This is a genomic window from Bacteroides celer (assembly GCF_002632415.2).
GTDB lineage: Bacteria > Bacteroidota > Bacteroidia > Bacteroidales > Bacteroidaceae > Bacteroides.
Map to the genome: position 1 here is coordinate 4,728,700 of NZ_CP178209.1, position 22,573 is coordinate 4,751,272.

The 22,573-nt window shown below is 42.3% G+C and carries 15 protein-coding genes; 8 read left to right on the forward strand and 7 right to left on the reverse strand.

Annotated elements, in window-relative coordinates; all coding sequences use genetic code 11:
* Nucleotides 1-2: 2 nt before the first annotated feature.
* The gene (locus CJF29_RS19270; protein ID WP_099145984.1) at nt 3-1,202 is read right to left on the reverse strand and encodes a glycoside hydrolase family 88 protein; all 1,200 of its coding nucleotides are present in this window, start codon (nt 1,200-1,202) and stop codon (nt 3-5) included.
* Between the two features lie 301 nt (nt 1,203-1,503).
* Here CJF29_RS19270 and CJF29_RS19275 point away from each other — a divergent pair, with 301 nt between their 5' ends.
* The 3 genes from CJF29_RS19275 (at nt 1,504) to CJF29_RS19285 (ending at nt 5,636) form a co-directional block, all read left to right on the forward strand.
* Entirely contained in the window at nt 1,504-2,907 is a 1,404-nt protein-coding gene (locus tag CJF29_RS19275; protein WP_099145983.1) for a PTS galactitol transporter subunit IIC, read from the forward strand.
* A gap of 24 nt (nt 2,908-2,931) precedes the next feature.
* On the forward strand, nt 2,932-3,852 hold the full coding sequence (gene kduI / locus CJF29_RS19280; RefSeq protein WP_099145998.1) for a 5-dehydro-4-deoxy-D-glucuronate isomerase: 921 nt from the start codon (nt 2,932-2,934) through the stop codon (nt 3,850-3,852).
* Nucleotides 3,853-4,118: 266 nt separating this feature from the next.
* Nucleotides 4,119-5,636, forward strand: coding sequence for an MFS transporter (locus CJF29_RS19285; protein ID WP_004305304.1), 1,518 nt, complete (start codon nt 4,119-4,121; stop codon nt 5,634-5,636).
* 392 nt (nt 5,637-6,028) lie between these two features.
* Here CJF29_RS19285 and CJF29_RS19290 read toward each other — a convergent pair whose 3' ends face one another.
* From CJF29_RS19290 to CJF29_RS19315, 6 genes are all read right to left on the reverse strand, one after another.
* Nucleotides 6,029-9,520 carry an AAA domain-containing protein gene (locus tag CJF29_RS19290; RefSeq protein WP_074556821.1) on the reverse strand — a complete coding sequence of 1,164 codons (3,492 nt, stop codon included), beginning with the start codon at nt 9,518-9,520 and terminating at the stop codon, nt 6,029-6,031.
* Entirely contained in the window at nt 9,483-10,319 is an 837-nt protein-coding gene (gene tatC / locus CJF29_RS19295; RefSeq protein WP_004301498.1) for a twin-arginine translocase subunit TatC, read from the reverse strand. The genes CJF29_RS19290 and tatC overlap by 38 nt, the downstream gene beginning before the upstream one ends.
* 17 nt (nt 10,320-10,336) lie before the next feature.
* On the reverse strand, nt 10,337-10,558 hold the full coding sequence (gene tatA, locus CJF29_RS19300; protein WP_004301497.1) for a twin-arginine translocase TatA/TatE family subunit: 222 nt from the start codon (nt 10,556-10,558) through the stop codon (nt 10,337-10,339).
* Nucleotides 10,559-10,715: 157 nt separating this feature from the next.
* Nucleotides 10,716-13,256, reverse strand: a complete 2,541-nt coding sequence (locus tag CJF29_RS19305; RefSeq protein ID WP_074556822.1) for a bifunctional UDP-N-acetylmuramoyl-tripeptide:D-alanyl-D-alanine ligase/alanine racemase — start codon at nt 13,254-13,256, stop codon at nt 10,716-10,718.
* A complete protein-coding gene (locus tag CJF29_RS19310) occupies nt 13,232-14,221 on the reverse strand; it encodes a GSCFA domain-containing protein (RefSeq protein ID WP_074556823.1) in 990 nt (329 codons plus the stop codon). Before CJF29_RS19310 ends, CJF29_RS19305 begins: the two co-directional genes overlap by 25 nt.
* A 26-nt stretch (nt 14,222-14,247) precedes the next feature.
* Nucleotides 14,248-15,705 (reverse strand): RNA-binding domain-containing protein, encoded by a 1,458-nt coding sequence (locus tag CJF29_RS19315; RefSeq protein WP_074556824.1) that lies wholly within the window; start codon nt 15,703-15,705, stop codon nt 14,248-14,250.
* Nucleotides 15,706-15,760: 55 nt separating this feature from the next.
* Between CJF29_RS19315 and CJF29_RS19320 the strand changes: the two genes are divergently transcribed.
* The 5 genes from CJF29_RS19320 (at nt 15,761) to CJF29_RS19340 (ending at nt 22,391) form a co-directional block, all read left to right on the forward strand.
* Complete coding sequence (locus CJF29_RS19320; protein ID WP_141561011.1) at nt 15,761-16,615, forward strand: DNA gyrase subunit A; 855 nt, start codon at nt 15,761-15,763, stop codon at nt 16,613-16,615.
* A gap of 55 nt (nt 16,616-16,670) precedes the next feature.
* Nucleotides 16,671-17,501, forward strand: coding sequence for a hypothetical protein (locus CJF29_RS19325; protein WP_074556825.1), 831 nt, complete (start codon nt 16,671-16,673; stop codon nt 17,499-17,501).
* Between the two features lie 171 nt (nt 17,502-17,672).
* Nucleotides 17,673-19,577, forward strand: a complete 1,905-nt coding sequence (gene dxs, locus CJF29_RS19330; RefSeq protein ID WP_004301493.1) for a 1-deoxy-D-xylulose-5-phosphate synthase — start codon at nt 17,673-17,675, stop codon at nt 19,575-19,577.
* A gap of 1 nt (nt 19,578) precedes the next feature.
* Nucleotides 19,579-20,919 (forward strand): Trk system potassium transporter TrkA, encoded by a 1,341-nt coding sequence (trkA, locus tag CJF29_RS19335; protein ID WP_004305310.1) that lies wholly within the window; start codon nt 19,579-19,581, stop codon nt 20,917-20,919.
* 20 nt (nt 20,920-20,939) lie between these two features.
* Entirely contained in the window at nt 20,940-22,391 is a 1,452-nt protein-coding gene (locus CJF29_RS19340; protein WP_087321471.1) for a TrkH family potassium uptake protein, read from the forward strand.
* Nucleotides 22,392-22,573 lie beyond the last annotated feature (182 nt).

Genomic DNA, 22,573 nt, shown 5'->3' on the forward strand with positions numbered 1-22,573 from the left:
AATTACTTTTGTAAACGTTCGTATTCCAAGCTAGCCATAATAAAAGGTCCTACGGCTTTAGGATCGTTATTGCGGATAGTTTCATTAATATAATAGTCATAATCGCCGGAACGATATACCTTTCCTCCCAATCCTGCCACTGCACAAGCCTTGGTGATGGTTACCAATCCGTTCTTGTCTACTTCGATAAAATTATCCAGGAATCCTTTGTAGCCTTTCAATGCCACATCCAGATAAGACTTATCAATATATCCCAAACGAACCGCCTTAAAGAGCGAATAAATGAACATAGCGGAACAAGAAGATTCTACGTAATTACCCTTATCACCACTCCGATCCATCACCTGATACCATCCTCCGGTCTTCGGGTCCTGAAGTTTCTTCACCTGCACAGCTACATTATTCAATATATCAAGCAGGGAATCTCTTCCGGCTTCATGCTGCGGAATAAATTCGAGCACATCCACCAATGCCATCGCATACCATCCCATTGCACGTCCCCATGTATGTTTCGACTGTCCGGTCACCGGGTCCGCCCAACGTTGAGTGCGGCTTACATCGCACGCATGACGATAAAGACCATTTTTAGGATCGTACGTATGACGGGCACAAGTGACAAACTGGTTGATTACATCTGCATAATCCTGCGGGAGATTATTACGAAATGCATATTCTGCATAGAAAGGAGCTCCCATGTAAATTCCGTCCAGCCACATTTGGTGGGGATAAATCTTTTTGTGCCAGAAACCACCGTCCTCATTGCGCGGTTGTCCTTCAAACTGGCTATAAAGCAGGTCGAGCGCTTTCTTATATTTAGGATTCTTGGTCTGCTCATAGATACGGAAAAGGATTTTTCCGGAATTGATACGGTCGAGGCTATAATCGGTTAATTTATAAGCGGTAATACTTCCGTCCTCGTGCACCATTGTATCCGCATACGCGATGGCATAATCGCGAATTTTCTTGTCTCCATAAGTATCGTACACATCAAGCATGGCTCCCAATTCAAGTCCATGGCAATAATCCCACTTGAGTTTCGGCTGAAAGTCAAGCTGCCAGGATTCCGGGTAACGGATCATTTCCGATTCAGTCAGCCGCACAGACCAGGGAAGCTTGCTGTCTACCTGTTGTGCCGATGCCGGAAGTGACATTGTAACCAGCAGAGTCAATATAAAAAAATTATAAAAAAGAGTTCGTCTCATGGTTTGTTATTTTAAGGATTAAACATACAAGTCTTTCACGCTACAAAAGTAGTGTTTTTCCTCCAAAGCCAGTGGGATTTTTTAGTCAAGTAGGTGCATTTTTTGTTTTTCGTGCACGGAAACGACTAATTTTGTGCACGCAAACGTCAAAAATGTCCATTTTTGATGCAATATCTCATAAATTAAGAGTTTCGTTTTGGAAGAAAGCAAAAAAGGTCTTACTTTTGGCACGGTTTACAACTAATACCCTCTGGGGAAACACAGGTAATTTATCATTAAAACAGAGAAAAAATAGAACAGAATGGAAGAAGTATTCAAGTACATTATCGGTCTTGGAGCGGCAGTGATGATGCCGGTCATTTTCACAATCTTAGGAGTATGTATCGGTATTAAATTCTCTAAAGCGCTGAAAAGCGGTTTATTGGTAGGTGTCGGTTTCGTTGGTTTATCGGTAGTCACAGCGTTGCTTACCAGCAGCCTGGGCCCTGCACTAAGTAAAATGGTAGAAATCTACGGATTGGAACTGGGTATTTTCGACATGGGATGGCCTTCTGCAGCAGCAGTTGCCTACAATACATCTGTCGGTGCTTTTATTATCCCGGTCTGTCTGGGTGTTAACTTACTGATGTTGCTTACCAAAACAACCCGCACCGTCAACATCGACCTTTGGAACTACTGGCATTTCGCCTTTATCGGAGCCATCGTCTATTTTGCTTCCGACAATATCTTCTGGGGCTTCTTTGCAGCAATCATCTGCTACATCATTACACTGGTAATGGCGGATATGACTGCTCCTGCTTTCCAAAAGTTTTATGATAAGATGGAAGGTATCTCTATTCCGCAACCTTTTTGCCAAAGTTTTGTTCCGTTTGCCATTGTAATTAATAAACTACTTGATAAAATCCCGGGATTCGACAAACTGAATATCGACTCGGAAGGCATGAAAAAGAAATTCGGATTGATGGGTGAACCGTTGTTCCTGGGTATTGTGATCGGTTGCGGTATCGGCGCACTGGGTTGTGCCAGTTGGAAAGAAGTGTTGGATGGTATTCCGGGCATTTTAGGACTGGGTATCAAGATGGGTGCGGTAATGGAATTGATTCCACGTATCACCAGTCTCTTCATCGAAGGTTTGAAACCTATTTCTGACGCTACCCGCGAGCTGATTGCTAAGAAATATAAGAATAACACCGGATTGAGCATCGGTATGAGCCCTGCACTGGTAATCGGTCACCCGACTACCCTGGTGGTATCTCTACTTTTAATCCCTGTAACTATCTTCCTGGCTGTTATCCTTCCGGGCAACCGTTTTTTACCGCTGGCTTCCCTGGCAGGTATGTTCTACTTGTTCCCGATGATTCTGCCTATTACAAAAGGTAACGTAGTGAAATCATTTATTATCGGTCTGGTGGCTTTGACAGTCGGTCTGTATTTCGTAACAGGACTGGCAGGCTTCTTCACACTGGCCGCCAAAGATGTATATGCCGCAACGGGCGACCCGACAGTGAATATCCCCCCCGGTTTTGAAGGTGGAGCACTCGACTTTGCTTCCAGCCTCTTCTGTTGGGGTATCTTCCACCTGACCTACAGTCTGAAGATTATCGGTCCTGCCATCCTCGTGGCACTGGCACTCGGAATGGCTATCTACAACCGTATCCGCATGACTAGAAATGACGCAAAGAATGCATCAACCCATAAAGAATAATATAAATCCTATAAAGAAAAGATGATGAAAAAATTAGCAATTGCAATGATGTTGGGTATCGCAGCAATGTCTGCTTCTGCCCAGGTGAATTACAAGATGCAAGTGGCTTGCAGTCCTCAAGACGTGAAAACGTATGATACCAACCGCCTGCGTAGTAGCTTTCTGATGGAGAAAGTAATGGTTCCGAATGAAATCAACGTTACTTATTCAATGTACGACCGCCTGATCTTCGGTGGTGCAGTACCTGCAACAAAAGAACTGGTACTTGAAACGATTGATCCGCTGAAATCTAAATTCTTCCTTGAACGCCGCGAACTGGGTGTCATCAACATTGGTGGCGAAGGTATCGTAACCGTAGACGGTAAAGAATATACGCTGAAATTCAAAGATGCTTTATACGTAGGTAGAGGCAAGCAGAAAGTGACTTTCAAGAGCAAAGATTCCAGCAATCCTGCCAAGTTCTACATCAACTCGGCTACTGCTCACAAGGAATACAAAACTCAATTGATTACTATCGACGGACGCAAAGGTTCTCTGAAAGCCAACTCATTTGCTGCCGGAAAGATGGAAGAAAGCAACGACCGCGTTATCAACCAGTTAATTGTTAACAACGTACTTGAAGAAGGTCCTTGCCAATTACAGATGGGACTGACAGAGTTGAAACCGGGTAGCGTATGGAACACGATGCCGGCACACACTCACTCTCGTCGTGTGGAAGCATACTTCTATTTCAATGTACCGGCAGGAAATGCGATCTGTCACTTCATGGGCGAACCTCAAGAAGAGCGTATTGTATGGATGCAGAATGAACAAGCTATCATGTCACCGGAATGGTCTATTCACGCTGCTGCCGGAACAAGCAACTACATGTTTATCTGGGGTATGGCAGGTGAAAACCTCGACTACGGAGATATGGACAAAATCAAATATACAGAAATGCGCTAATCGTTGCGTATTCCTGTTCATACATATAATCAATGATCCGAAAAACTTCATTCTTTTCTCCTGCGAGAGAAAGGAATGAAGTTTTCCGGATTTTGCATATTCTTCCCCCAAAGAACAAACATTCGTTACCTTATTATATATAGGATGTAACAAAATCCAACTATAATGCAACGAATAATACATGATTTTGACCAATTTTTACAAATAAAATTCAGTCTAAATACCGACCTTTGTCAACGAAACAAAATCTATTTAAATCCATTATCATGAATGCATTTCAAAAAACAGGCGAAAAAATGACAAACTACAGATGGACTATCTGTGCTATGCTATTTTTTGCTACCACAGTTAACTATCTCGACCGTCAGGTTCTCTCATTGACATGGGATGAATTTATCAAACCAGAATTCCACTGGGACGAATCTCACTACGGTACTATTACTTCTGTTTTCTCGATTGTATACGCTATATGTATGCTGTTTGCCGGTCGTTTTGTCGACTGGATGGGAACTAAAAAAGGCTACCTTTGGGCCATTGGTGTCTGGTCTGCCGGTGCTTGCCTCCATGCTGTCTGCGGCATCATCACAGAAGCTCACGTTGGTCTCCACAGCGCAGCAGAACTGGCTGGTGCAACAGGAGACACTATTGTCGTTATCGCTACTGTCAGTATGTATTGCTTCCTCGCTGCCCGCTGTATTCTGGCCTTAGGAGAAGCTGGCAACTTCCCTGCCGCTATTAAAGTAACTGCAGAGTATTTCCCTAAAAAAGACCGTGCGTATGCTACTTCCATCTTTAATGCGGGTGCGTCAATCGGCGCATTGATTGCCCCTCTTACCATTCCTATCTTAGCCAAAGCGTTCGGTTGGGAAATGGCATTTATCGTGATTGGTGGACTTGGCTTCATTTGGATGGGATTCTGGGTATTCATGTACGATGCTCCATCTAAAAGCAAACATGTCAATCAGGCAGAGCTTGATTATATCGAACAAGACCAGCGCGAAGCAGGCAGTGCTCCGATGACAGATGAGAAAGATGAAAAAAGAATGAAGTTCTGGCAATGTTTCAGCTACAAGCAGACATGGGCCTTTATCTTCGGTAAGTTCACCACTGACGGTGTATGGTGGTTCTTCCTTTTCTGGACTCCGTCTTATCTGAATACTCAATTCGGCATCAAAACCTCCGACCCGTTGGGTATGGCATTAATCTTTACGCTTTATGCGGTAACCATGTTATCCATCTATGGTGGTAAATTACCTACCATCTTCATCAACAGAACGGGTATGAATCCTTATGCAGCCCGTATGAAAGCGATGTTGATCTTCGCCTTCTTCCCATTGGTTGTATTGTTGGCACAGCCGTTAGGTACGGTTTCTCCATGGTTCCCGGTTATTTTAATCGGCATCGGTGGTGCTGCTCACCAGTCCTGGTCAGCTAACATCTTCTCTACTGTAGGTGATATGTTCCCAAGAACGGCTATTGCAAGTATTACCGGTATCGGTGGTATGGCAGGAGGCGTAGGTTCTATGATTCTTCAGAAAGTGGCAGGGAACTTGTTCGTATATGCTTCCGGAACAACAATGGTTGACGGCAAAGAGGTGGAAATGACGAAAGAATTGCTCGAACAAGGAGCACAATTCGTACACCCTGCCATGACATTCATGGGCTTCGAAGGTAAACCTGCCGGATATTTCATAATTTTCTGCGTGTGTGCAGTAGCTTATCTGCTTGGTTGGGTCATCATGAAGGCATTAGTTCCGAAATACAAACCTATCGTATTGGATTAATTCCATTTCAATAGATACTATCAATAAAAACAAAAGAGTAATCCGTCGCCGGATTACTCTTTTGTTTTTAACCAATTATTCAAAAAATGAAAAATAAAAAAGCCTCTTCTCACGAAGAAGGCTTTTTAGGTTTACTTATCCTGCATCATCCTCCTGCAATTTTTTTAAACGTAACACTAAAAAACAGTGTTTTGCATTCCTATAATGAAGTATAGTAAACGTTAAGATGAAAAAAAGGGAAGTCTCACGACTTCCACAATTCTTCTAACCTTAAATCTAAATCTCTATGAAAAAAACGTGTTGCAAATATAGGCGTTTGTTCAATATAGAGGTGTTAATGAATTGCATAAAGAGAGAATAAAAACTAACATCTGCAAAAATGATGCAATTTTTCAGGAGCCTTCTATTAATTTTAATAAACTTTTATAGAGAGGATTGCGTTCCAAGAGTTCGGGAACTCCCGTGATGAACATCTGTTTCCTTGCACGGGTCAAGGCAACATTCAGTTTCCGGTCAATCAAAACACCCTCTTCTTCCGTCAGATTGGATAGAAATTTTAATTGATAAGGGTAGTTGACACAGAAGGAATAGATTATTACATCACGCTCGCTTCCCTGGAACCGCTCCACCGTGTCAACCAGAATGCGATTCAAAACCGGAATACCTACTGATTCTATTTCTTTTTTAATCAATGCTATCTGACTCCGGTAAGGAGTAATGATTCCTAAAGTACGGGATTCGTCAAAATCCAACTGATGGTGTTCATAAATGCGAACGGCTAAATCCGCAACGATACATGCTTCCGAATAGTTGATTTTGGCAGATGCTCCTGCTTTCTCCGGCACAGACGGATAAAAGGCTAAACGGCAGATCGTGTCCGAGTCCTCTATTTGATGAGGTAGTCCGACAGGAATCAGCCGCCCCCCGTAAAAAGCACGATTGGCAAACAAAGCAACTTCCGGATGCATTCGCCCTTGACGGCACAGCATATCGTAGGAGCGATGAACTGTTGCAGTACAGTTCCGGTAGAGGCGTTCAAACAAGGAATCTTTCAGATTGGTCAACCCGATAGACAGTAAAGATTCATCATAAATGGCCGATTGCTCCGTATTTTGCTGTACCACAGCAGGCAGTTGTTTATGATCTCCGATCAAGACAAACTTATCTATTGCATCTTTTCCGTCTTCTCCACGTGCACAGAGGATGCCCAACAACTGCGGTTCCAATATTTGGGTAGCCTCATCAATAATGGCTACATCAAAATGCTTCAAACGAAACAGTTCCGGTTTGCCGGAAATAGCCGCTACCGTTCCCACAATAATCCGACAATTCCGGATACGTTCGTACACTTCCGAACGACGGTTACAAGAGGATAATTCATTTTCAATCAGATGCCCGCGGTAGGCTTCATCACATGATAATTCACTTCCCACACGTATAAAATCAACAGCCGGAGCAATGGAAGCCAGCGACTTGCATATCTCATCGACAGCCCGGTTGGTGTATGAAAGCAAAAGAATCTGCGCATCTTTATCTGCATGAAAAGTCTCTACCATTTTCTTCAGGGCACATGAAGTTTTGCCTGTTCCCGGAGGTCCGATAAGAAGGAAATAATCCTGTGCGGCTTTTGCTTTCAGGGCGATTCGCATAAAATCGTCTTCCGAACGGGAAATCATGGAATCCAATGATTCATCAAACCGAGGAGGACGCTGTGACAGCAACAAGTCACGACGTTCCTTCCTTGCAGAAAGATAAATATATAACCCCTGATACATCGAGCGGAATGTTGTATCCATTGTATCATGTTCTATCGCATAAAGGCTTTCGGCAGGAAGTACAGATGGGTTCTGCTGGGTAGCACGTAAACGAATACCTATTTCGTTTTCTGTCAGGTATTCAATATTACCCTTGAAAACCATTTTATTGGTGACGTTATCTGTATCGCTGTTACGTTCATAAAGGATAATAGCATCGCCTTGACGGAAATTAGGGAGAGAAGTCTCTGTTTCAAGAGCTTCACTTCTGACAGTCTTACTTGTAGAGGCTTCATTTCCAGTAATATCATTTCCAATAGCTTTATCTCCGGTAATGTCATTTACGCCAGACTCATTCAACAAAGTTTCCCCAGCCTTTTCCTTTTTAAAGAAAGAAAAAGTAAGTCCGGCTTTATGTTCATCGGCAGCATGATTCTCCTTTATTCTCAAATCATAAATGATTTCTCCGGCCTCGCATTTCTCCGCTAATGTAGAAAGCCATAAAGAAGCTGCCCCGGTACGTCCTTCATAATCCACATCACCGGATTTTGAGGTATAAAGTTCCTTTGTAATAAAGTTGTACACCGCATAGAAGTAACTCTTTTCCACTGGAGAAAGAGCTTTCAGTTTCGATTGAAAGTTATCAATAGAAGGACGCAGATATGTTTCCCAAAAACGTCCTTTCAATCCTCGTTCATTCAAGGTGGAGGCATTGATTTCTTCCAGTTTTTGTGCCGTATATTCCAGACTGTTGCGTAATTGGACGCCATATTCATCGGCCACAATGCGGTTACGCAAGTCAATCACCCGACGTACCATCGCCCACGAAGGACGGGAGGGATAAAGGAGCGGATAACGGGTATAAAGCAAATAGGCTTTCACTTTCCGGTGATCCATTCCCATCGAATATTGCAGGACTGCTTGATAAAGTAACATCTGTACTTTATTATTCTCCTTCGGCTCTACCTTGCCCCGGATAGCGTATTCATCCGCCTTGCCGGATTTCATTTCTATGAAAGAAGACATGTCCCGCTGCATATAGTCGAGACGTCCCTGAAGTCCGAGTGCTTCACAGATATAAGAAGGTTCGAGCACGGCATCCGTCTTGTCCAGTTCATAACCGGCTGCATGAAAGGTATCATTGACCGTTTCACGAATATGATCGAAGTGCAGTTTGCAGTCCTCAAAGAATTGGCGTTCTTTCTCTTTGTCGCGCAAATCGGAACAGGCAGCCAGCTCAATAGGATAACGCCGGAAGGCTTTCTGCATACAGGTACGATAATCTATGTCTTCACTCTTCGCATAAATCCATTCGTCCAGGAAAAGATTGGCTATATTTCCCAGCAACAGAGGCCGGGCATTTTCGATCGGTTGAAGACGGGAAAGAAAATAATTGGCCGGATGATGCCCGTAATCACGGAAACATTCTGCCAAAGAACTGATGTCAAGTAAATAATCCGGTTCGAGTACAATGAAAGAAGGAGTCAGGATTCCCGCCTCATCCACTGCAACATCCAATAAATTGACCTGGGCATGACGCCAAAGCAGTTTGCACGTTTCTGCAAACTCTTCATTGATTTGAGGAATATTATAACGAACTAAATATGGTTTCTCCGAGACTTCGTCCAAGGGAGTCACATACAAATATTGCTCGTCGGCATACTGGAAGCAGACACGCATTCGCTGCACCCGTTCGCGGGCAGGAGGCGCAACCAGGTAGGTGGCATCCGCACGCGGAAGTAGCCGGTATAGTTCCAAGGGAATATCCTCTTCCAGGAGTTTACGAATAAAGAAAGCTAATGTTTTCGCATCGCGCAAGAGTTGTTCCCGGTTGGGCTCCTGCTGGCGGTTCAGGATAGCATTCGAAGTGAGCCGGAAAGTATGCAGCCGGTTCTGCTCTGCAACAGAGAGACCGACCTTAGCCGCCACAAAACTGATTCGTGCGGAAAGGTCGGTCATCTGTAAGCTTTCGTTTTGCATTTGCGCGCGACAAATACGCTCCAGCAAGTCGCGCATTTGCTTATATCCTACGGCAAGATGGGTATCTTCCGCCCGGCAAACTGCTAAAAGGATTTCATAAGATTCTATCGCTTCACTCTTCGGACAGGGCAACTTCATCTCCAGCTTCATCTTCAACTTCCTCTTCTGTTTTCTTCTTGTCCTTTATCATCAAAATACTCATCTCGTACAACAGATAAAGCGGAATAGCAACAACACTCAAGGTGAACGGGTCTCCCGTCGGAGTAATAATAGCAGCAGCTATCACTATGACGACAACCGCATGACGGCGGTATTTCCGCAGGAAGGACTTGTTGACCACTCCCATTAAAGAAAGCAACCATGTAACCAATGGAAGTTCAAAAGCCAATCCCATGCAGAGAATCAGCATCATAAAATTGTCGATATAAGAATTGAGCGACAGGATATTCTCCACTTCCGAACTCAACTGATAAGTAGAAAGGAAACGGAGAGTCAACGGATAAACCATAAAGTAGCCCAACAGTACACCGATGAAGAACATCAGTGTTCCGATAGTCAATGCTTTACGCACGCCCTTTCTCTCATTCGGATAAAGGGCGGGATTGATGAAACGCCATATTTCAAAAAAGATATAAGGCATAGCCGTCACCACCGACATCCAGAATGCTGTCGACATGTGAATAAAGAAAGGAGCAGCCAAGTTGATATTGACCAGCTTCACATAAAATTGTTGCGTGAAGAAGTCATCGGTCAAATCAAATGTTTTACCAATATGCCGTAATAAATCGTAGAATATGAAATCATTGTGGCAAGGCGCAAGTATCACATGGTCGAAGAGGTAGGGCATAGCAATAAAATAGCCTATTGCCAATACAAACCAAACTCCAACTACCCGAAAAAGTACCTTACGCAATTCGTCCAAATGATCCCAAAAGGTCATTTCTGCCATCCGTATGTTGTGCTCTTTTAGTTCTTAGAAGGATCTACTGGTTTGTCCAACTCGTCTTTAGCCTTGTTTATTTCATCTTTCGCTTCGTTCACACCGTCTTTGAAGCTCTTTACGCCTTTGCCTAATCCGCGCATCAGTTCAGGAATTTTCTTTCCACCAAAAAGAAGAAGGATAACCAAAGCGATAATAATCCATTCGGAACCACTGGGCAAAAAGCCTAACAATAATAAGTTTGTCATAAGTTTATTTGATATAAGAGGTTTTTAATAGTTGCTGCAAATATAATCATTTTCACCACAGATTACACGGATTCACACAGATTTATAGCTTATCTTTCGATTTATTGCTACTATATATTCTCTTCAATCTGTGTGAATCCGTGTAATCTGTGGTGAATTAATCCTGATAATATACCCGTTTCACCCGTGTCGATATACTTGTCAACACTTCATAAGGAATCGTTTCCAGCTTATCGGACAACACCGTAATCGGCAGATCATCACCGAAGATGATAGCCTGATCGCCTTCCCGACAATCAATATCCGTCACATCAATCATGCAAACGTCCATACAGATATTCCCCACATAAGGAGCTTTCTTTCCGTTCACCAGGCAATAGGCGTTGCCGCGTCCCAAGTGGCGGTTCAGTCCATCCGCATAACCGATAGGAATAGCTGCAATGCGGGAAGGGCGTACCAAATGCCCCATCCGGCTATATCCTACCGTATCTTCTTGAGGAACATCCCGGATCTGAAGGATGGTGGTCTTGAGCGTACTTACATTATGTATTATCGAATTGTCTATCGGGCTGACTCCATAAAGTCCGATTCCCAAGCGCACCATATCGTACTGTGCTTCGGGGAAACGCTCGATTCCTGCCGTATTACAGATATGACGGAGAATCTTATGAGAGAAGGCGGCCTGCAATTCTTGCGAACCTTTCTCGAACAATTCAATCTGTCCGCGGGTGAAAGCGTCGAACTGTGACGAATCACTTCCTACAAAATGAGAGAATACCGAACGGGGAATCACCGCGCTCTGATTCTTCAGTCGACGGATAAGCAATGGAATATCCTCTACCGCAAAGCCCAAACGGTGCATACCTGTATCAAGTTTCACATGAATGGGGAAGTTGGTGATTCCTTCTTTCTCCGCAGCTTTGATGAGTGCGTCGAGCAGATGGAAATTATAGACTTCCGGTTCCAGTTTATAATCAAACATGGTTTTGAATGCAGTAAGTTCCGGGTCCATAATGATAATAGAGGCGGTAATGCCTGCCTTGCGGAGTTCGGAACCTTCGTCAGCAACGGCTACAGCCAGATAATCGACATGGTGTTCTTGCAAACTCTTGGCAATTTCATACGAACCGGCTCCGTAAGCTGATGCTTTCACCATACAGATCATCTTTGTTTCCGGATGGCGAAGCATAGAACGGTAATGGTTCAAGTTGGCTACCATCGCTCCGAGATTTACTTCGAGAATGGTTTCATGCACCTTCAATTCGAGGGCTTCGGATACCAAATCAAAGTTGAACACGCGGGAACCTTTCACCAGAATCACTTCCGAATGAAGCGATTTAAGTATATTGGATGCAAGGAGTGCTTCTGTATTAGGAAAGAAATATCGTTCGAGATCATCATCAAAACGAGCGGAACAAGAAGATATCTCCTGCCCTACTCCAATCAGTTTATTAATACCTTTGCTCTGCACCAATTGTGCCACACGCCGATAAAGCGTAGCGGTACTTTGTCCGGTTTCCAGTATATCCGACAGGATAAGCGTCCGTTTCAAGCCTTTCTTTTCCGAGCGGCGTACAAGGAAATCGAGAGCAATATCCAATGATGCCAGATCTGAATTATAGCTATCATTAATCAGTACACAGTTATTCTTCCCCTCTTTCACCTCCAGACGCATGGCAATCGGTTCGAGACGGGCCATCCGCTCGGTTATCTGATCGGCAGGCGTCATCAGATAAAGACAAGCTGCCAGGCAATTCAGTGCATTTTCAATGGAAGCGTCATCGATGAAAGGGATACAGAAAGTATTATCCATCTCCAGATAACGATAAGATATAACGGTATGATCTTCTTTCTTGGTCACACGGCTGATATACAACGGGCGTTCAATGTCGGTACGGCTCCAAGCAATCTCACGTGCCGTCAGCATTGATGTTGCGACACAATTGCTGATTAACTCGTTATCACCGTTGTAAATCACGACATCACAGTCTTTGAAAAGCGTCAGCTTTTCCATGCATTTCTCCTGCAAGGAGAAGAAGTTTTCCTGATGGGCACCACCGATATTGGTCAGAATACCAATGGTAGGCTTAATCATTCGTTTCAAAGCTCCCATCTCCCCCATCTCGGAAATACCGGCTTCGAAAATACCCAGTTCGGCTTCTTCAGAAAGTTGCCACACAGAAAGTGGAACTCCGATCTGCGAATTATAACTGCGTGGAGAACGAACGATGCAACGATCCGGGCTAAGTAACTGATGCAACCACTCCTTCACAATGGTTTTTCCATTACTGCCAGTGATACCGATCACAGGGATTTTAAATTTATCACGATGTGTTTCGGCAAGCTTCTGCAAAGCTTTCAGAGGATTGGGAACGATGAGGAAGTTGAGAGTTGAGAGTTGAGAATTGAGAGTGGGCTGCGCACCATCATGCTGCATAGAACTCTCAACTCTCAACTCTCCATTCTCAACTTCTTTAAAGTCTTCTTCCGTAATTACAAAATTACGTACGCCCCGGTCATATAAATCGGGGATATAACGGGCTCCGCTATTTCGTTTGGTAGTTAAAGCAAAAAAAAGAGTTTCTTCCGGAAAACTCAAAGAGCGGCTGTCTGTTAGCAGCCAATCAATAGTCGCTTTATGTTTGCCCACACGGCGGGCACCGATACTTTTGGCTATGGATTCAATCGCATATGACATAGTTCTGTTTCTTTTTGAAAATCTAAGTACGGGTATTTTCCGATAAGTCGTTCTATTTTTAACACTATTTGTCCTAAAAAGCGTTGATACGCCTCTGACTCGGGATGAAAGGGTTTGTGCGCCAAGTCCCGGCGGATGTCTTGCACAGCTACGATAATCTGCTTTGTTTCAGGAGAAAAGAAGGTTTCGGAGAAGCGTTCCCACAGGTAACGAATCGCCAAAGGAGACGGATGCAGCATGTCGTCGGCATAGAAACGATAATCACGTAATTCGTCCAATATGATTTCATAAGAGGGGAAATAGAACACTCGTTCCGGGAACAGTTGTTGCAATCGGTCGATGGCGAGCAGCAGAGTCGATTTGCTTAACTGGTTGGCGTGCATCCCGTCGCGTATATGACGGATCGGGCTGACTGTAAACAGCCATTTCAGAGCCGGATTCAGGGCTGACATTTCGGTGATGAGTGCTGTATAATCTTCTACTATTTCTTCAACAGACAGAAGCCTACGATTAAATTTATTCTCAGGCAGTTTATGACAGTTAGACACTACCTTTCCCGTTTCTTTCTGCTCATAAACATAAGCAGTTCCAAAAGTCAACATCAGCCAGTCAAGTTTTTGCATAGCCTGATGAACTTGTAACAGCCGAATATTGATATTCTGCAATGTACTTTCCAAGGTAGGTCCAGAAAAAAGACCATGATGCATAGGACTATGCCAAAGGTCATTATGGAAAAACAAGTCACCCTTCTTATATACTTTTCTTTTTAAGATTTCAATCAGAACAGCAGAAAGAGAAGAAGGGTTGTAAAGAATACCAAAAGGATTCAAATCTAATTGAAATTTGGCATCTTTCAAAAAATTCCCTACATTTTGGACAAAGCAAGATCCCATCATGAGTATTTGTCCGGCATGAGTAATAGGCGGTAAACCAACAGGTAACTCTATTTGTGTACGGAAATCCATATTATTTTCTCTTTAAAAATTTCAAACTATTCTCCAAGCACTACCCAATACCCATATCGTTTGCTTCCTACGCGTTTTAATAAGCCCAACTCCTGTAAACGTGCCAAGTTATATTTTATACCATCGACTGTTATACCTTCAATATGACTATTTAAATCCGCCCGTGTGGCCTCCGGATGTTCTCTTAGATAACTTAAAATCATATTTTGGGCTTCTGTTAATTTCTGGGTAGTGTATTGGGTAGTAGATTGGGTAGTATGTTGGGTAGTATATTGAGCCGGTCTTCGTTCATTATCGGCACTATCTTCCATATTTGTATTCTCCTGATAGTTCTTTTTAATAAACTGTACTTGAAAAGACAAACCAACCTCCTTCCAACATAAATCAATTTCAGGATAAGATTTCATTTCTTCAGCCACCATTTTCAATCCATTACCCCATTGGTCAATGATGCCAAGTCTTTTAAACACAGGAGCTATTACTTTATTTCTTGCATTTGATTGGCGGCTCTCCATTGCCGAATAATCAATAGAGGGTGGTAAAAGACCAGGACTTGTGATCTCAACCATATCATCATATATGGCAACTTTGACATCTTTTCCTGTCAGAGAATAATCTCTATGTACAATCGCATTACGGATAATCTCCCTTATTGCCTTCACTGGATACTCCCAACGTGAAACCGTATATACTCCCTCTATATTTGCTGCTTTATTAATATGCCGAAGTACAAAGTTATAAGTTTCTTCCGCCTGTAACCCAATGTGGACAATAATACTTTTTTGATCTAAAAACTCTTCCGTTCCTGTCCCTTTGAAACGGGCACATTCAACTTTGGCATTCGGAAACATAGAATTACGCAAATTATCATCCGAAAATAGAAGTAAAGCTTTTGTAGGATATTCTTTATCCTGTTCAGTCTTAACCAATTCCAGTTTACGAAGTACTTGAATATTTAAATCTTCACCTGTTTTCTCTTTGTAGAGTAATTTAAACCCACTTATATCCAATTCATCTGCGGACTTATCCATGACAACCTCACTATCAAAAGAAATATTTCTCCGTCTCCGCTCTAACTCTGCAATAATTGTTTCATCAGCTAGTTTATTGGTTGAACCAACCCTAATATAAGTTCCTTTCAGCTTCCCTTTATCTTTAAGATAGTAAGGGGGCATACTTCCACGATAAATACACACTTTAATAAGGTGTTTGTCCTCTATAGTTAAAAAAGAGACTTCAGGTAATATAATCGGATAACATCTATCATATATTAAATTACTAATTTGCTCTTCAATACGAGGTAATTCTTCTTCTGACAACCCTATTATCTGTCGCGGGTTATCATTGATACCTATATAAATTTCACCTCCCGCATCATTGGCAAAAGCCACTACAGTTTTTGCTAAATCAGAATTTGTAGGAAGCTCACCTTTAAATTCTAAACGCCGACCTTCAGACTGGTTTATAAGTTCATTAATAGACATCTATTGAATATATTGTTTTTTAAACTTTTTCTCGAAGCAAAAGTACAATAAAGATATGACAAATAATTGGAGAAGCAAAAGAACTTTCTTATCTTTGTCTTTATCTGATAATCAAACCAACAAACTGCAAAATATAATTATCCATAATATGAATAACATACAAGTTAGCCTAAAAGCAGATAACCAAAACGGAATACTATCCATACAAGGAGTTGATTTATTTAGTATCATAGATACCGACTGGAACTGGAACAATATTTCATTCATACAGGATTCTTGTGTAAGAGCTTTTTTTATACGTGCCAAAAAACTTCTGAACAATAATATTGCAGAAGAAGAAGATAATCAAGTCTTCAATGATGCATCTAAAAATTCAGAAGAAATAAATTCATATTATGAAAAAGAATTCGGCTATTCTGAATGGACACTACCTGAAATAGAAGATTATGATCCTAGTGATGAAACAGAAATAAACTACGATGTCGACGATTTAGATCGAACTGAAATAAATTTATCAATTCCATATTACAAAATTATTTGGCATGAAAGTATCTATCAGTATATTTACGATAATCTGAATTTATGGGCTTGCAAAATAGAAGAAGACATTAAAGTATATAAAGAACTTTGCAATATTATAGATAACATCCCTACAATTATATCCACTATTAGACATGAGAATAGTACTCCAAAAGCCATCCTAAGTCTGATGCAAAAGTTCAACATTAGTAAGCAGACTGCTGAAACGATTGTCAATATGAAGTTATATATATTGTCAACTTTAACGGTTGGTGATTGTGAAAACACTCTTCAATATAAAAAGGAATTGAGAGGAACTGTAACTAAATTAATCATCTTAAAAAAGAAAATCACCGAAACGTACAGAGCAAATGAAAAAATCAAAAAATGACATAACTAATAATGGCTAGTTTATTAACATTTTCCAATATTTAAATAACCAGAATATGAAAAACTATTATTTTAAAGAACTCATAAGAGATAAAAAACTCACAAAAGATAATGACAAAGCGGAATTCATTGGCTATGGAAATCCTGATGCTGATATTTTAATTATCGGCAAAGAATGTGCTATTGATCCAAAACATGACCCAGATAACATTTATGAGTTGAGTATAACAAAAAACGGAGAACAGTGGTTAAGTATCATAAATGATACAAACAAACAAAATCCTGATAATATACCTTCTTGGTTTTCTGAATGCCCTAGAGAAGAAAAATTCAGTCCATTATTCCCTTTTAAAGGACAACTATTCACTCAAAAGAAAAGAAATGAAAATCACGGGACCAATACTACATGGTATAACTATCAAAAACTTATAGATAAAATAAGGGCTATCGATAGTAATCATCCAGATAGAACAAAAAATGATGAAATAGACTTTCTAAAATATTGCTTTATTACAGAATTCAGTGGCATATGTAGTCTTTATAGCAAGGAAAGCCCCGAAGTTACAGAATCTATCAAAAATAGGACTACAAATTTATTGAATCACCCTTTTTTTAAGTCTTTTCCTATCATCATAATAGCTTGCGGTCATTATGTCCGCCAATATAAAGATATTATTGATTTACAGAAGTTATTTGAGGTTAAATGGGATGAACGCACAATCGAAGTTGAGAATAATTGGTATAATTTACATAAAGGAAACAACAAAATCCTCATTCATACAAATCAGTTATCAATGAATATTTCTAATCAATTATTGGATAAAATAGCCAATGAATTCCAACCATTATTTAAAGGAATAAAACAAGAAGACATACATGTAAAATGATTAGTTCATTGATAAAAAGTAACCATTTAGATTAACTGGATAGTTAACCTACTCTCATTTATTATTGGTACTACAGACTGATTAGACAGTAGGAAACAAAATAAGTTTTTCGCCGAAAAGGAGGTCGAATATACTTTCTTTTCGTATTTTTGCACTAAATTTCCTAGAATCATGAATAGTGAACCAACATATAACTTGTTAAACTCCATCAATTACCCCGAAGACCTACGTAAACTAACCGTAGAGCAACTGCCGGAAGTATGCGGTGAACTAAGACAAGACATTATTAAAGAACTCTGCTGCAATCCCGGACATTTCGCCGCCAGCCTGGGGACCGTGGAACTAACCGTAGCTCTGCACTACGTCTACAATACACCATACGACCGTATTGTATGGGACGTGGGACATCAGGCATACGGCCACAAAATTCTTACAGGACGCCGTGAAGCATTTTCCACAAACAGGAAACTCGGAGGAATCCGCCCTTTCCCATCTCCGGAAGAAAGCGAATATGATACTTTCACGTGCGGACACGCTTCCAATTCTATTTCTGCCGCTCTCGGTATGGCTGTCGCAGCCGCCCGGAAAGGAGACGCCAAACGCCATGTAGTAGCCATTATCGGCGACGGATCAATGAGTGGCGGACTGGCTTTTGAAGGATTGAACAACGCATCTGCCACGTCGAACAACCTGCTCATTATCCTGAATGACAATGATATGGCAATCGACCGCAGCGTAGGAGGCATGAAGCAGTATCTTTTCAACCTGACAACTTCCAACCGCTATAATCAGCTACGTTTCAAGCTCTCGCGCATGCTGTTCAAACTTGGCATTTTAAACGAAGAACGCCGCAAAGCACTCATCCGTTTCGGAAATAGCCTGAAATCAATGGCGGCACAGCAACAGAATATTTTTGAAGGGATGAATATCCGTTACTTCGGTCCGATAGACGGACACGACGTAAAGAACCTGGCAAGAGTATTACGTGATATCAAAGATATGCAAGGACCTAAAATCCTGCACCTGCACACTATCAAAGGAAAAGGATTCGGTCCGGCAGAGAAACACGCTACCGAATGGCATGCTCCCGGCAAATTCGATCCCGTCACCGGCGAACGTTTCATTGCCAACACCGAAGGAATGCCTCCGCTTTTCCAAGACGTATTTGGAAATACACTGGTGGAACTTGCCGAAGCCAACCCGAAGATTGTCGGTGTCACTCCCGCCATGCCCAGCGGCTGTTCGATGAATATACTAATGGAGAAAATGCCGAAACGCGCTTTCGATGTCGGTATTGCCGAAGGACATGCGGTTACCTTCTCCGGAGGGATGGCTAAAGACGGACTGCAACCGTTCTGCAATATCTATTCTTCTTTTATGCAACGGGCGCATGATAATATCATCCACGACGTAGCGATTCAGAATCTTCCTGTTGTTTTGTGTCTCGACCGCGCCGGACTGGTTGGCGAAGACGGTCCTACTCATCATGGAGCTTTTGATATGGCATGTTTACGCCCGATCCCTAATCTGACTATCAGTTCCCCGATGGACGAACATGAATTACGTCGCCTGATGTATACGGCACAATTGCCGGACAAGGGACCGTTCGTGATCCGCTACCCCCGTGGACGCGGCGTACTGGTGGACTGGAAATGTCCGCTAGAAGAGATCCCGGTAGGAAAAGGACGGAAACTGAAAGAGGGTAGCGACCTTGCAGTGATTACTATCGGACCGATAGGAAACGTAGCCGCCCGTGCCATCACCCGGGCAGAAGCAGATTTAGGTCTGTCCATCGCCCATTACGATTTACGATTCCTGAAACCACTGGATGAAGAGTTGTTGCATGAGGCAGGACGTAAATTCCAACGTATCCTGACTATCGAAGACGGAATTATCAAAGGCGGTATGGGTAGCGCTGTCCTCGAATTTATGGCAGACAACGAATACAAACCGACCGTAAAGCGTATCGGTATCCCTAATATATTTGTAGAACATGGGGCAGTTGCCGAACTGTACCAACTGTGCGGCATGGATGAAGAAGGGATTCTGACTAAAATAAAAGAATTTATCAATTGACATGAAGATTATTATTGCCGGTGCCGGCAACGTAGGCACCCATTTGGCCAAACTGTTATCGCGCGAAAAGCAAGATATTATCTTGATGGATGATGACGAAGAGAAACTAAGTGCTCTTAGCGCCAACTTTGACTTGCTGACTGTTGCCGCTTCTCCTTCTTCCATCTCCGGATTGAAAGAAGTGGGCGTCAAAGAAGCCGACCTGTTTATCGCGGTCACACCGGACGAAAGCCGCAACATGACTGCCTGTATGCTGGCCACCAACCTGGGAGCCAAAAAGACAGTGGCACGTATCGACAACTATGAATATCTTCTGCCCAAAAATAAAGAGTTCTTCCAGAAGCTGGGAGTAGATTCGCTGATTTACCCGGAAATGCTGGCTGCTAAAGAAATCGTATCTTCCATGCGCATGAGCTGGGTACGCCAATGGTGGGAGTTCTGCGGAGGTTCGCTGGTTCTGATTGGTACGAAGATGCGCGAAAAGGCTGAAATCCTGAATATACCGCTGCACCAGCTGGGCGGTCCCAACATTCCTTACCATGTAGTGGCCATCAAACGCGGAACGGAAACGATTATCCCTCGCGGAGACGATGTTATTAAATTGCATGATATTGTTTATTTCACCACTACCCGCAAGTACATTCCTTATATACGTAAGATAGCCGGCAAAGAAGACTATGCCGACGTACGCAATGTAATGATTATGGGAGGTAGCCGTATCGCAGTCCGTACTGCACAATATGTACCGGACTATATGCAGGTGAAAATAGTGGATAATGACCTGAACCGTTGCAACCGCCTGACAGAGCTACTGGATGACAAAACAATGATTATCAACGGAGACGGTCGCGACATGGATCTGCTTATCGAAGAAGGGCTAAAGAATACCGAAGCATTTGTAGCCTTGACCGGCAACTCGGAAACGAATATCCTTGCCTGTCTCGCCGCCAAACGTATGGGAGTGGAAAAGACGGTGGCAGAAGTGGAAAACATCGACTATATCGGTATGGCAGAGAGTCTCGACATCGGCACGGTTATCAATAAAAAAATGATTGCTGCCAGCCATATCTACCAAATGATGCTGGACGCCGACGTGTCTAATGTGAAATGCCTGACTTTTGCCAATGCGGACGTTGCAGAATTCACCGTACCAGAAGGGGCCAAAATAACCAAACACCTAATTAAAGACCTGGGGCTCCCCAAAGGCACCACCATCGGAGGAATGATCCGTAACGGAGAAGGTATCCTGGTGACAGGTGATACGCAAATCCGCCCCGGCGACCATGTAGTCGTATTCTGCCTAAGCATGATGATTAAAAAGATTGAGAAGTTCTTTAACTAAGTATTAACAAATACTTGTATATGATTAACTCGAAGATGATATTCCGGATTCTGGGTTTTCTGCTTCTGATAGAAACAGTTATGCTATTATGTTGTGGGGGTGTTTCTCTTTTTTATAAGGAGAATGACTTGCAGAGTTTTCTGGTTTCATCGGCTATTACCACTAGCATCGGTATTCTGTTGCTCGCCATCGGGAAAGACGCAGTGAAATCCCTGAATCGCCGTGATGGATATGTCATAGTCAGTGTAGCATGGGTCACCTTTTCCCTTTTCGGAATGTTACCTTATTATATAGGAGGGTATATCCCAAGTGTTACGGATGCATTTTTTGAAACGATGTCCGGGTTCAGCAGTACGGGTGCCACCATCTTGAATAATATAGAGTCAATGCCTCATGGAATACTTTTTTGGCGGGCTATGACGCAATGGATAGGCGGTTTGGGTATTGTATTTTTCACCATTGCCGTTCTGCCGATTTTCGGTGTGGGTGGGATTCAGGTGTTTGCAGCAGAAGCCAGCGGTCCTACTCATGACAAAGTGCATCCCCGTATTGGTATCACTGCCAAATGGATTTGGGGTATTTATGCCGGAATGACAGGGACATTGATTGTCTTATTAGTATTTGGAGGTATGAGTGTGTTTGACAGTATATGCCATGCTTTCACGACAACCAGCACTGGCGGATTTTCTACCAAACAAGCAAGTATCGAATATTATCACTCACCCTATATAGATTATGTAATCTCTATTTTCATGTTTCTTTCGGGCATCAACTTCACGCTATTACTGTTGATGTTCAATGGAAAAATAAAGAAGTTCATTCATGATGCAGAGCTAAAGTTCTATTTCTGGTGTGTCTCTTTCTTTACTATATTTATTGCAGTCTGGCTTCATCAGACTTCTTCTATGGAGATAGAAGAGGCGTTCCGTAAATCACTTTTCCAAGTGATTTCCTTGCAAACTTCTACGGGATTTGCCACAGCCGATTATATGCTTTGGCCTTCTATTCTTTGGGGATGCCTTCTAATAGTGATGATAATCGGAGCCTGTGCCGGCAGTACAACAGGAGGTATAAAATGTATTCGTATGGTTATCCTGTTTCAGGTTGTGAAAAACGAATTCAAACATATTCTTCACCCTAATGCCGTGCTCCCGGTGCGAGTTAACAAACAGGTTATTTCTCCTTCCATCCAGTCTACAGTATTGGCCTTTACTTTTTTATATGCAGTCATCGCTATCATCAGCATACTTATCATGATGGGGCTGGGAGTCGGTTTTCTGGAATCAATCGGAACGGTTATCTCAAGTATGGGTAATATGGGACCGGGACTCGGCACATGCGGCCCGGCTTTTTCATGGAGTCAATTGCCTGATGCCGCCAAATGGCTGCTTTCTTTTTTAATGCTCTTGGGACGTTTGGAATTGTTTACAGTATTACTACTTTTCACTTCCGATTTCTGGAAAAAGAATTAAGAATTCACCAAGGGTAATCAAGTATTAGTAGGTTATTACAACATTCTTTTTATTGCATCTTTTAACAAATGAAGATGGAGAAATTACCCCATTCTAAATGATATTTGTGAAACCATGCTGACTAAAAAATGAATCTAAAAGATATGGAGTTAAAAAAGCTTTTTTGCCATACGGACTTTGCA